The organism is Algoriphagus halophilus (assembly GCF_900129785.1).
Lineage (GTDB): Bacteria > Bacteroidota > Bacteroidia > Cytophagales > Cyclobacteriaceae > Algoriphagus > Algoriphagus halophilus.
On record NZ_FSRC01000001.1, the window covers coordinates 1,104,926 to 1,117,400 of the forward strand.

Consider the following 12,475-nt stretch of genomic DNA (forward strand, 5'->3'; position numbering starts at 1 on the left):
ATTAGGCGACAGTCAGATTGATGGCTTCCACCTTGGTGATTTCAGGGATCGCTCTCTTGATTGCGTCTTCGACACCAGCTTTTAAGGTCATAGAGGACATCGGACAAGAACCACAAGATCCCATCATTTCAATTCTCAATACCATATCATCGGTTACCTCTACAATTCTCACGTTCCCTCCATCAGCCTCTAAATAGGGTCGAATGGTGTCCAAGGCAAACTCTATTTTACTTTTTAATTCTGCTTCCATTTTTTTAACCTTTAATTTCTACTACCTCAGTTTTAGCATTTGAGGCATTTCTAATGGCTACTTGCCTAGCTACTTCTTCAGCAAGATCCATATAGGCTTCTTTTGTCAATCCATCTTTCATTACAGCTGGATATCCCGTATCCCCACTTTCTCTTATACTCTGTACTATTGGGATTTGACCAAGAAGGGGTACTTCATATTTTGCAGCTAATCTCTTGCCACCTTCTTTACCAAACAAATAATATTTATTATCGGGTAATTCTTCTGGCGTAAAATAAGCCATATTTTCAACAACACCTAAAACGGGAACATTAATTTGTGCCTGTCTAAACATGGATAAGCCTTTGCTTGCATCGGCCAGCGCAACTTTTTGCGGAGTGGTAACAATGACTGCTCCTGTGACTGGAACAGTTTGCACCATGGTCAAATGAATATCGGAAGTACCAGGAGGTAAATCAATCAATAAATAGTCCAACTCGCCCCAATCTACATCTGAAATAAATTGTCTTAATGCTGAACTTGCCATAGGCCCCCTCCATACAACAGCACTTTCCAAAGGAGTCAAAAACCCAATGGACATCAACTTTACTCCATATTGGGTAATCGGAATGATGATATTTTTCTCCCCAACTTTTTTGACAGAGGGTTGCTCTCCCTCCACATTGAACATGGTAGGAATAGAAGGTCCGGAAATATCCGCATCAATAAGTCCCACCTTTGCACCTGATTCTGCCAAAGCTACAGCAAGGTTGACTGAAGTAGTTGATTTTCCCACGCCACCTTTACCTGAAGCAATAGCAATGATGTTTTTAACATTTGGAAGAACTGGAGCGGCATCTCTCACAGTGGTAACTTGAGAGGTCATAAAGATGTCCCACTCAATATCCTTTCCAAAGTCCGCCACTAACTCCTCCAGACAATTATTTTTGATTACTTCTTTTAAAGGACAAGCCGGAGTGGTCAATACCACGTTAAAACTGACTTTGTTGCCTTCAATATTTATTTTTTGAATCATTCCCAAAGTGACCAGATCCTTTTTTAAATCAGGATCTTGTACTCTGGAAAGTGTTTTTCGGATCGCTTCCGCAGATAAATGCATCGGATGATTGTTGAATTTTTTTGCAATTTAGGGACTCTCTCTGGCTTAGAAAAGTCAAAAGAGTTACTTCATGTTCGATTAACTTAGGTATTTGGTAAATAGTTCGGACATTTTCGCTCCTTTTAATAAATTGAAAGATACCTTTGTCGTTTAAATGTACCCATGGGAATCAGTAAACTTACCACAGATAAAGTAAAAGAAAGAGTAGACATCGTTGAGGTGGTAGGGGATTATGTGCCTTTGAAAAAGAAAGGCCAGAATATGTGGGCTTGCTGCCCTTTCCATAATGAAAAGAGTCCCTCTTTCTCGATTTCTCCCGCTAAGCAGATTTATAAATGCTTTGGTTGTGGAAAAGCAGGAGATCCCATTCAGTTTGTGATGGATATAGAGGGAGTTGGGTTTACAGAGGCGATCCGGCACCTGGCAGGAAAATACGGGATTGAGGTAGAGGAAGATCAAGAGCGGACCCCTGAGCAGGATCAAGCTCAAAGCGAACGCGAAAGCCTGTATATCGCTTTGGGTTTTGCAAGAGATTTTTTTGTGAAAAACCTCCAAACGCCGGAAGGAAAATCCATAGGTCTTAGCTATTTCAAAGAAAGGGGATTCTCCCCAGCGATCATTGAGAAATTTGATCTAGGCTATGCCTTAGATGGTTGGGACCATTTGTTGAAGGCTGCTAAATCTGCTGGGTTCCAGGAAGAGATTTTACTGAAAGCTGGGCTTATCCTTCAAAAAGAGGGAGACGCCAGTAGGGTATATGACCGATTTAGGGGGAGGGTAACATTCACCATTCACAATATCGGGGGGAAACCCATTGGTTTTGGAGCCAGAATTCTCACAAAGGATAAAAACCAGCCTAAATACATTAATTCACCTGAAACTGCGGTTTACCATAAAAGTGATGTGCTATATGGCATGTTTCAGGCAAAGAAGGCCATTCGGGAAAAGGACAATTGCTATTTGGTAGAAGGCTATACAGATGTGGTATCTCTTCATCTTTCAGGGATAGAGAATGTGGTGGCTTCCTCTGGAACTTCCTTGACGGACGGACAAATCAAACTCATCAAGCGATTTACAGATCAAGTGACGGTTCTCTATGATGGAGATTCTGCTGGGATCAAAGCTTCTCTCCGAGGGATTGATCTTCTTTTGGAAGGAGGATTAAATGTGAAAGCGGTGGTGTTCCCGGATGGGGAAGATCCAGATAGTTATTCAAGAAAAGTGGGAAGCCAGGCATTCCAAGACTATTTGGCGCAAAATTCACGTGATTTTATCGGTTTTAAAATAGGCTTGTATAAAGACGAGTTTGTAAAAAATCCAATTCGGAAAGCAGAAGTAATCCGTGAGGTGATCCAAAGTATAGGAAAAATACCTGATCCTATCATAAGGTCCGTATATGCGAAAGAAGCGGCAACTTTATTGGAAGTTGAAGAAGATGTAATTCATACGGAGTTAAATAAGTCCTTATTAAAAACTCAAAAGGACCATTACAATCAGCAACAAGATCCGCCTATACCTGAAACTGGGTTTGAAGAATTTCTACCTACGGAAGAGAGAACTCCTTTTTCTGATATTTTAAAAGTTCAGGAGCGGGAAATGGTCCGACTACTCATTAATTATGGATGGGAAACTCTGGATCAGGAAGAGCTTCATCTGTGCGATTATTTACTGGCAGAAACGCAGGATCTGGAGTTTGAAACACCTGTATATGAAAAGATACTATTGACCTATCGGCAGATTTTAAGGAGAGGGGAAGTGCCTTCTGTAGACCTTTTTATCAGGCAAAAGGATGAAGAAATGCGTCAGGAGATCATTGACTTGGTAACCCCAAGACATGAGGTTTCCAACCATTGGCATGAACGACATCAGATTTTTATCAATACTGAATCCGATAATCTGTCCCTGACTGGATTTAAATCCATCTTGAGGTTGAAGCGGAGGGTGGTTCAAAAAATGATGGAAGAGGCGAAGCAAAAGATAAAATCAGCCGAATCAGACCAGGAAGCAGATGTGAAAATAGATGAATTGCAAAAAATCTATTTTGAGTTAAAAAAGGTTCAGTTAGAAATAGATAAAGAACTTGGAATTGTCATTGGGTAAAACCAAACTTTCTTTGGTTGCAACCTGTTTTGTTAGGAAAGCGTGTAAATTTGCAGTTCCGATATGAATTCAAACCCAAATCTTGTGGAAAATTATCAATTAGATCCCATTGAAGATGCGATCGAAGCAATCAAAAATGGTGAAGTAATCATTGTCGTTGATGATGAGGATAGAGAGAATGAAGGAGACTTTGTATGTGCTGCAGAAAAGATTACTCCAGAGATCGTCAATTTTATGGCGACTCATGGACGAGGACTTATCTGTGCGCCTCTAATTGAAGATAGATGTGAAAAACTAGGCTTGGATATGATGGTGGGCCAAAACACAGCTGCATTTGAAACACCTTTCACTGTTTCAGTTGACTTAATAGGCCATGGATGTACCACAGGTATTTCAGCCTCAGACCGTGCAAAAACCATCAAGGCATTGGTAGATGATAGCATTGATCCAAATGAATTAGGAAAGCCGGGTCATATTTTCCCATTGAAAGCTAAGCGAGGCGGAGTATTAAGAAGGGCAGGTCATACCGAGGCCGCTATTGATTTTGCGAGGTTAGCCGGTTTTTCTCCTGCTGGTGTGCTGGTAGAAATCATGAATGAGGATGGGACCATGGCCAGGTTGAATGATTTGGTGAGCGTTGCCAAAAAATTTAATCTCAAACTTGTTTCAATCAAGGATTTGATTGCGTACCGATTGAAGAAAGAATCCTTAATCAAGCGGGAAATTGGAGTGGAGATGCCTACTGAATTCGGGCACTTCGATTTAATCGCATTCAAACAAACCAATACAGAGGAAATCCATATGGCCTTGATCAAAGGATCTTGGGAACCTGATGAACCAGTATTGGTCAGGGTACACTCTTCCTGTGTAACAGGTGATATTTTCGGTTCTTGTAGATGTGATTGTGGTCCACAATTGCATGCTGCCATGGATATGGTAGAAAAGGAAGGAAAAGGAGTGGTATTATACATGAATCAAGAGGGTAGAGGTATCGGTTTGATCAATAAGTTGAAGGCGTATAAGCTCCAAGAACAAGGAATGGATACAGTGCAGGCTAATTTGGCCTTAGGTCTTCCAATGGATAGCAGAGATTATGGTGTTGGAGCTCAAATATTGAGAGATTTGAATATTAGTAAAATCCGGCTGATTTCTAATAATCCCCAAAAAAGAGTGGGTTTGATTGGCTATGGGTTGGAAATTGTGGAGCAAGTGCCCATAGAAATATTACCAAATCCTCACAATGAGCGTTACCTACAAACCAAGAGAGATAAAATGGGACACAACATTTTAAAGTAAAAATGTTGTTAAATTAAGTTTCGAAAAGAAAGTAATTCTAACCCAAATTTTAGATTTACGTTAAATAAGGCATGACTACAACCATGAAAAAAGCAATCTTCACCCTGAGCTTAGTTTTCTTTGGCCTTGTGACTGTCATGGCTCAAAATCAATTTCCTTCCCAAGTTTGGCATAAAGGAAATATTTATGGGGCTGACGGGCAGACCTTTTCAGGACTTATCAAATACGATCTGGATAATAACCTCGTTCAACTAAAAAGCGAGAGCATTATAACTTTGACCGCATCCAATGTCTCAAACTTTGAAATATATGATGAGATTTTTGGAGGCGTTAGAACCTTTTATAGTCTCCCATTTAGTTTAAATGGAGATTATGAAACACCTATCTTCTTTGAAGTTCTTACGCAGGGTGATGACATCGCATTACTATGTAGAGAGTACATCGCAACAGATTCCAGAAGTATGGGGGCATATGGGGCGATGGGAATGAACCCATTTTGGGGACCTCAAACCATGACCGGATACCGATTAGCCTTTAATTATTATTTTTTCAAAAATGGTAGAATCCAAAAATACAACTTGAAGAAAAAAGAGTTGTATAATTACCTCACAGGTTATGATGATGAAATAGATTTGTTTATGAGAAAAAACAGATTGGAACATGACAAGAGAGGGGATTTATTAAGGATTACTGCCTATTACAACGAATTGAATAAAAACTAATGCCTAAGCCACTTATTCTTGTCTCAAATGATGACGGGATCACTTCCAAGGGAATACGAGTTTTAGTTTCTGTGATGAAAAGGTTGGGTGAAGTCGTGGTGGTAGCGCCAGACAGTCCCCAATCAGGTATGGGGCATGCCATTACCATAGGAGAGACACTGAGACTAACTGAGGAAGAGATCTTTGAAGATGTGAAAGCCTACAAATCCAGTGGTACGCCTGCTGACTGCGTGAAGCTGGCAAAGCATTATGTTTTAAAAGATAGAACTCCTGATTTGGTAGTAAGTGGGATCAATCACGGTTCAAATACCTCTATTTCAGTCTTATATTCAGGAACCATGTCAGCAGCTATTGAAGGGGCCTTAGAGGGACTTCCTTCCATCGGTTTTTCATTGTGCGATTACTCTTCTAATGCCGATTTTTCTCATGTGGAGGAATGGGTGGAAAAAATAGCCATACAGGTTTTGGAAAATGGAATCTCCAAAGGGGTAGCTTTAAATGTAAATTTCCCCCCTAAAAGGAATGAAGATATCAAAGGAATAAAAGTATGTAGGCAAGCGGATGCAAAGTGGCAAGAGGAGTTTGATGAGCGATATGATCCAAATGGCAGAAAGTACTTTTGGTTGGCGGGCAACTTCGTGAATTTTGATAAAGGAGAGGATAATGATGAGTGGGCTATTGCCAATAATTATGTATCCATTGTACCCTGCCAGTATGATTTAACTGCACACCATTCGATCAGCCAGATCAATAAAGAATGGGATTGGGATAAACTTTGATTTCTTTGAAAATCAAGGGGTTTAATGTATTTATTTAAGTGATTTTTTCAGAATTCTGATGGTAAAGTTCTGAGTTCTTTTATTTTTGGGCAGCGAAGAGATAGGAAAATTAAAAAATTGGGTAAAATTGACTAACACTTTATTTATTGAAGGATTAGGTCAAGATTGATAATTTCAGGCGTGAAAAGAAAGCTAGGCAATTTTTTGTTTTTTATAATGGTCCTCATACTATCGTTTGAGGGTAAAGCGCAATCATTAGTAAATGTTGATAGCTTAAAATCGGTATTAAATAATACGGAGGGGAAAGCTCGTGTCGAAACATTAAACTTGCTCGCAACCAATTTGAGAGAATCTGAACAGGAGTCCGCTTTTAATTATGCGTTAGAAGCAGAAGGATTAGCGCATTCTATTGGAGATATCTCAGGTGAAAGTCTGGCTAAGGAAAATATCGGATGGATATATTATAGAAGGGGTCAGTACCAAAAGTCCTTTGATTTCTCAAAAGATGCGTATGAGCTAGCCCTTCAGGTTGATAATATGAAAGTCGCAGCGAGGCTTCTTAATTCAATGGGGGCCTTGTATTACGAGCAGCAGAATTTTGATCTGGCAATTGAACAATTCAAAAAAGCATACTTGCTAAGTAAAAGGGAAGGTGACCTCTATACTCAGATCCGAAGTTTGAACAATGTGGCCTATAATTTCAGTCAGAAAAATGAACTGGATTCAGCGTTATATTATGCCAAATATGCCATCGAAGTTAATAGAAATGCAGGCTCACCTTACTTGACTGCATTCGCTAATCGTGTCATCGGTGATATTTATTATACTACCGGGAATTACGATAGTGCCGCTTCCATATTTGAAAATTCGCTCAATGAAGCAAGACTTCAACATGTGAAAACCACCGAAGCAAGTGTGACTCACAGACTGGGAGCAACGTATTTGAAACTAGGCAAATTAAGTGATGCAGAAAAAGTTTTGCTTGAAGGTGTCAAGGTTTCAGAAGAGAACAAGTTCTTGGATGAGTTGGCTAAAAACCATAAATATTTGGCGCAAGTCTATGAAGAAAAGGGAGATATAAGGAATGCCTATCGACACCAAAGTACCTACGTGGTTTTAAATGATTCTTTAGTGGATAAAGGCAACAGGGATAGAATTGCGCTCCTTCAAGGGATGTTCCAGGAGGATTTGGATAAATCCGAATTAAACCTACTAAAGGAGCAAAATGAAAATCAGGCGCAAAGATTAAAGTTAATCAGAAGAAATTATTACATCATTGCCATTGCCATTGTATTGATATTGGGTCTTTTGATATGGCTCTTCCTATTGAATAGAAACATTAAGAAATACAATGATTTCCTTTTGGAGCAGAAAAGAAAGATTAAGGATCAAAATATAGATCTAGAAGCTAAATCACTGCAGCTCGAAAAAATCAATGAAACCAAGAATAAACTGTTCTCTATTTTGGGACATGATTTAAAGGCTCCAATAGGACAAGTGAAGTCGGTAGTTGATTTATTGATTCAAGGAATGCTTACCAAGGAGGAATTTGAGGAGTTGCTGAAAGTACTCAATAAAGATATTAACTCGGTTCACTTTACCCTGAACAATACCTTAAAGTGGTCCATGGCCCAGATGGAAGGTTTTAAGCTTAAAAAAATGCCCTTCAACTTATATGATTTGGTAGCTTCTAACCTGACTTTAATCGAACCTCAGCTCAAAGAAAAGGAAATAGTAGTTTCTAATTTGATGCAAAAAGACCAGCTGGTATATGCAGATCAGGATTTGATGGAAGTGGTGGTGAGGAATATTTTAAACAATGCGGTAAAATTCTCAAAAAGGAATGGGACTGTGGAGATTACTACTTCACCGAAAGGTCAGTTCGTAAAATGGTGTGTACAAGACCATGGGATTGGTATTAAAGCATCCCAAATCAAAGAAATTTTAGGCAAGGACTACATAATCACCGATTCCCAAAAGGGAACTGAACAGGAAAAAGGCTCTGGACTTGGCCTTCAGCTGTGCAAGGAATTTGTCCGAATGAATGGGGGCGAAATTTACATCCAGAGCAAAGAGGGGGAAGGCACAAGAATTTGTTTAGACATCCCTCAGGGAGACTTAATCCAAGATTCGAACACCTCTGCTAAAAAGGAAATCTCTCAAGCTTAATTCCTTTTTCAATATCCCTAAGTCTACCATGTTTTGCATGGCCTTCAGTAGTTCCTGCTTAGAAACTTCTGCTTTGGTGGCCCATTGGGTTTGGGTTAACCATTGCTCCACATCTTCCGGATTCAATTCATAGTTGGTGGCAATTTCTGAAACAGTAGATTTCGATTGTTGAAGATGAGATGATTCTTTATATACCATATCTCTGAGTTGTAGAATGACATCTCCGAAGGCCTCCAAAGCTTTGTCGGATGCAACCATAACAAAACATGGCCAAGGGCTTGAAACTTCCCCAATTCTCTTTAATTCATGAGAATCCACCCATGGTTTGGTGGTATATTTTTCCCATAAAAACATTTCAGGCTTCTCGGGCACCATCGCTTCCAATGCTCCGGGTAGATTTCCAATAATGGAAAAGGATAGGCTTCCCTTCTCCCAATTTTCCCTTTTTGCCAAAACATAGGACATTAATTGGGAACCGGAACCCATTCTACTTATTAAAAAAGAAGGTTTTTGTATCTCCGATAATTGGTTAACTGGGGATTTACCATGAATATGTATTCCCCAAATCAAAGGAGACTTCACATGGAAGCCCACCATTTTTGCCGGACTACCATTTTCAAAATCTTGGAAAAAGCTTTCAGTTAGAACTAAGGCTACCTCTGTTTCCCCATTTCGGATGGCTTTGTTCATCTGACCAGATCCTCTGGATTCATCTGTCCATGTCACTTCAATTCCTTTGGAGGCAAATGGTTGTCTAGCGATTACATTTTTCCAAGGCAGATTAAAGTGTTCGGGGACTCCTGTGATTCTTAAGGTTTTCATGGGGATCAGAATTTGATTCGGTAAAAGTATAAAAGCCAACCCTAAAATTGATTCGACTCATCAAAAAATGGAAAATTTAATCAAGAGTGGCTTTCCCGTCTTGGATAAGAAGGTTACTAAGTCCTGCAAGGAATACTAATGACCCAACTAATAGCATGGTGTTAATGACAGCCTGCCCATAAATCAGTTTTCAAGAAAGTTGACTCCTCCTATCCATCTTGTATTTACTGCTAAAGAAGAAAAAATCAAAGCATGGTTCATGGAACCAGCCCTTTAGAGTTTATACTTCTCACGCATTCAAAACCGAATTTTCCTTCTTCTTTTTCAAAATGAAGCTTTAAACACTTTACTATTTGAAAGAAGGGATAGGGAAATCGCTGAATCTTCGGTCTATATGACAATTTAGATTTAGATGTAAGGGATATTATTGATGGTATTTATATCTTTGAGCCGATTGAAGATAAATAAGTGCTGGAAACACACTTTTTTAAGAAATAACCAAACCTAATTCAGATATGAAATTTAAACCTGGAGTAAAATACGGTGAAGAACTGAAAGATCTTTATGCTTACGCCAAAGAGAATGAGTTTGCAATGCCTGCTGTCAATGTAATTAACACCAATTCAGTGAATGCGGTGATGGAAACAGCAAAAAAGGTAAACTCACCTGTGATCATTCAATTTTCGAATGGTGGAGCTCAGTTTTTTGCGGGTAAAGGATTAAGCAACGATGGCCAAAAGGCAAGTATTGCCGGTGGAGTTTCCGGGGCTCATCACGTGCACCAAATGGCTGAGGCTTATGGGGTTCCTGTCATTTTGCATACAGATCACGCTGCGAAAAAATTATTGCCATGGATCGACGGGATGTTAGAAGCTGGAAAAGCATACTATGCTACCCATAAAAGACCGCTTTTCAGTTCACATATGCTTGACCTTTCGGAGGAGCCATTGGAAGAAAACGTTGAGATTTCTTGCAAGTACTTTAAAGAGTTTGCCAAGCTGGATATGGCTATTGAAATTGAATTGGGTGTGACTGGTGGAGAAGAGGACGGTGTGGATAATACCGACATAGATTCTTCAAAACTCTATACTCAACCAGAAGAAGTGGCTTATGCCTACGAAAACCTGAAGAAAATCGGAGATTTATTTACCATCGCTGCGGCATTTGGAAATGTTCACGGTGTCTACAAGCCTGGTAATGTGAGCTTAAAGCCTATTATCTTGAAGAATTCTCAGGATTTCATCAATGAGAAATATGGAACTACTGGTAAGCCATTGAATTTTGTGTTCCATGGTGGTTCTGGATCTTCTGTAGAAGAAATCAGAGAGGCTAACTCCTATGGTTCTATCAAAATGAATATCGATACCGATATGCAATGGGCATTCTGGGAAGGTATTCTTGCTTATTACAAAAAGAATGAAGGATATCTTCAGACTCAATTAGGGAATCCTGAAGGAGCTGATAGCCCGAATAAAAAATATTACGATCCAAGAAATTGGTTGCGTAAAGGCGAAGAGAACTTCGTGAAAAGATTAGAGCTAGCTTTCGATATGCTAAATGCAGTAGGAAGAAATTAATCGAATTCATCAAAAAAGTCACTTCAATTCAAGTGACTTTTTTTTATGTCTTATTCCAATGAAAATATCCAACATAATCCTCGTCTTGATGGGAGTAACCCTACTTACATCTTGTGAATCCCAAGTTCCCCCAAATGTTGTGAATTATTGGCCTAAAGCAGGGATTACTTATGAAATCTTTGTCCAGTCATTTTTTGATACCAATGGAGATGGGATAGGTGACCTAAATGGGGTCACTCAAAAGTTGGACTATGTTTCAGATTTGGGAGCCAATGCGATTTGGCTGATGCCGATCATGCCTTCTCCCAGTTACCATAAGTATGATGTGACAGATTATAAGGCAATTCATCCCGATTACGGGACTTTAGAGGATTTTAAGAACTTGTTAGAGGAAGCTCATAAAAGGGATTTGAAGGTGGTGATTGACTTGATTATCAACCATACCAGTAGCGAACATCCTTGGTTTTTGGAATCAAAAAAAGGCAGGGATAACCCGTATCGGGATTATTATGTTTGGGCTCAAAAAGATACGATCGCGGACTTTATTGAAAAGAAAAAGGTCACGTTGGATTCGGACAATATCAGGCAATGGCATGATCCAGGAGATGGGGAGGATTTTTATTATGGCTTTTTTTATGGTGGAATGCCGGATTTGAATTTCGACAATGAACAGGTAAGGAAGGAGATTTTTGAAATAGGGAAGTTTTGGTTGGAAGAAATAGGGGTGGATGGTTTTCGACTAGATGCCGCCAAACATATATACCCGGATGAGCGGGCAAAAGACAATCATGAATTCTGGAAAGAATTTAGGTCTGAAATGACCAAAATCAATCCAGACTTGTATTTGGTAGGAGAGGTGTATGATCAAAAAGAGGTGGTGGCTCCTTTTCTTCCTGGATTGCCGGCCCTATTTAATTTTGACTTTCATTATACCTTGATTGAATCCCTGAATAAAGAAGATGGGAAACTATTGGTAGATAAAGAAAAGAGTGTGTTGGACTACTATGAACGTATTACTTCAGATTTTATTGATGCAACCATATCTTCCAACCATGACCAACCCAGGCTCTTAAATGAGCTGAAATCAGATCAGGCAAAGTACAAACAGGCAATCGCTATTTTGATGAGCATGCCAGGAGCTCCTTACTTGTATTATGGAGAGGAAATAGGGATGTTGGGTTTGAAGCCTGACGAACATATACGAGAGCCATTTTTATGGGAAAGACAAGCGGAGGATAAGGGAAGAGCAACTTGGATCAAACCCATCTATTCCACAGATTCTACGGTAACTCCACTTGCAATTCAAATGAAAGATGAATCCAGTTATTTTCATCACTATCAGGAACTTATTCATTTGAGGAATTCTACTCCAGCCTTGGCTATTGGAAGTTTAGAAAAGTCCACAGAAAATTACCCTAAATCAATCATGGCATTCAATAGGGTGTTGGGAGACCAAAATTTAATGGTGATTCACAATGTGGGGAAAAAGCCTGTTCAATTGCCAATTCCAAGCGATTTTCAAACGGTTGTTTATGAATTGGGAAGCGTAAAGTGGAAAGGAAATGAGCTAAGTCTTGGCAAAAACGCCTCAGTGGTACTATCAAAATAAAAGGGACTCTTTTGGAGTCCTTATCATATTTATTTACGTAGAAAGAATTTTT

At 39.4% G+C, this 12,475-nt stretch carries 10 protein-coding genes; 7 read left to right on the forward strand and 3 right to left on the reverse strand.

From position 1 onward, the window contains the following. Window position 1: 1 nt before the first annotated feature. The gene (locus BUR11_RS04710) at window positions 2-250 is read right to left on the reverse strand and encodes a NifU family protein (RefSeq protein WP_074223647.1); all 249 of its coding nucleotides are present in this window, start codon (window positions 248-250) and stop codon (window positions 2-4) included. A gap of 4 nt (window positions 251-254) precedes the next feature. Beyond that, entirely contained in the window at window positions 255-1,349 is a 1,095-nt protein-coding gene (locus BUR11_RS04715; RefSeq protein ID WP_074223648.1) for an Mrp/NBP35 family ATP-binding protein, read from the reverse strand. Between the two features lie 162 nt (window positions 1,350-1,511). On the opposite strand from BUR11_RS04715, the gene dnaG reads away from it, so the two are divergent. From dnaG to BUR11_RS04740, 5 genes are all read left to right on the forward strand, one after another. Then, a complete protein-coding gene (gene dnaG / locus BUR11_RS04720) occupies window positions 1,512-3,449 on the forward strand; it encodes a DNA primase (protein ID WP_074223649.1) in 1,938 nt (645 codons plus the stop codon). A gap of 63 nt (window positions 3,450-3,512) precedes the next feature. Further along, complete coding sequence (locus tag BUR11_RS04725; protein WP_074223650.1) at window positions 3,513-4,745, forward strand: bifunctional 3,4-dihydroxy-2-butanone-4-phosphate synthase/GTP cyclohydrolase II; 1,233 nt, start codon at window positions 3,513-3,515, stop codon at window positions 4,743-4,745. Between the two features lie 83 nt (window positions 4,746-4,828). After that, window positions 4,829-5,467 (forward strand): hypothetical protein, encoded by a 639-nt coding sequence (locus BUR11_RS04730; RefSeq protein ID WP_074223651.1) that lies wholly within the window; start codon window positions 4,829-4,831, stop codon window positions 5,465-5,467. Next, the gene (gene surE / locus BUR11_RS04735) at window positions 5,467-6,246 is read left to right on the forward strand and encodes a 5'/3'-nucleotidase SurE (protein ID WP_074223652.1); all 780 of its coding nucleotides are present in this window, start codon (window positions 5,467-5,469) and stop codon (window positions 6,244-6,246) included. Before BUR11_RS04730 ends, surE begins: the two co-directional genes overlap by 1 nt. A gap of 327 nt (window positions 6,247-6,573) precedes the next feature. Beyond that, window positions 6,574-8,415, forward strand: a complete 1,842-nt coding sequence (locus BUR11_RS04740; RefSeq protein WP_159439206.1) for a tetratricopeptide repeat-containing sensor histidine kinase — start codon at window positions 6,574-6,576, stop codon at window positions 8,413-8,415. Here the strand turns inward: BUR11_RS04740 and BUR11_RS04745 are convergent. After that, window positions 8,365-9,237, reverse strand: coding sequence for a type 2 periplasmic-binding domain-containing protein (locus BUR11_RS04745; protein WP_074223654.1), 873 nt, complete (start codon window positions 9,235-9,237; stop codon window positions 8,365-8,367). The two genes, BUR11_RS04740 and BUR11_RS04745, sit on opposite strands and share 51 nt — an antisense overlap. Window positions 9,238-9,752: 515 nt before the next feature. On the opposite strand from BUR11_RS04745, the gene fbaA reads away from it, so the two are divergent. Beyond that, on the forward strand, window positions 9,753-10,814 hold the full coding sequence (gene fbaA, locus BUR11_RS04750) for a class II fructose-bisphosphate aldolase (RefSeq protein ID WP_074223655.1): 1,062 nt from the start codon (window positions 9,753-9,755) through the stop codon (window positions 10,812-10,814). A 58-nt stretch (window positions 10,815-10,872) separates the two neighbouring features. Beyond that, window positions 10,873-12,423, forward strand: coding sequence for an alpha-amylase family glycosyl hydrolase (locus tag BUR11_RS04755; protein ID WP_074223656.1), 1,551 nt, complete (start codon window positions 10,873-10,875; stop codon window positions 12,421-12,423). The last annotated feature ends 52 nt before the right edge of the window (window positions 12,424-12,475 follow it).

What these genes read in the sequence shown, in the direction of transcription:
- BUR11_RS04710 (WP_074223647.1), bottom strand. Translation starts at nt 250, where the DNA reads ATGGAAGCAGAATTAAAAAGTAAAATAGAGTTTGCCTTGGACACCATT.
- BUR11_RS04715 (WP_074223648.1), bottom strand. Translation starts at nt 1,349, where the DNA reads ATGCATTTATCTGCGGAAGCGATCCGAAAAACACTTTCCAGAGTACAA.
- dnaG (WP_074223649.1), top strand. Translation starts at nt 1,512, where the DNA reads ATGGGAATCAGTAAACTTACCACAGATAAAGTAAAAGAAAGAGTAGAC.
- BUR11_RS04725 (WP_074223650.1), top strand. Translation starts at nt 3,513, where the DNA reads ATGAATTCAAACCCAAATCTTGTGGAAAATTATCAATTAGATCCCATT.
- BUR11_RS04730 (WP_074223651.1), top strand. Translation starts at nt 4,829, where the DNA reads ATGAAAAAAGCAATCTTCACCCTGAGCTTAGTTTTCTTTGGCCTTGTG.
- surE (WP_074223652.1), top strand. Translation starts at nt 5,467, where the DNA reads ATGCCTAAGCCACTTATTCTTGTCTCAAATGATGACGGGATCACTTCC.
- BUR11_RS04745 (WP_074223654.1), bottom strand. Translation starts at nt 9,237, where the DNA reads ATGAAAACCTTAAGAATCACAGGAGTCCCCGAACACTTTAATCTGCCT.
- fbaA (WP_074223655.1), top strand. Translation starts at nt 9,753, where the DNA reads ATGAAATTTAAACCTGGAGTAAAATACGGTGAAGAACTGAAAGATCTT.
- BUR11_RS04755 (WP_074223656.1), top strand. Translation starts at nt 10,873, where the DNA reads ATGAAAATATCCAACATAATCCTCGTCTTGATGGGAGTAACCCTACTT.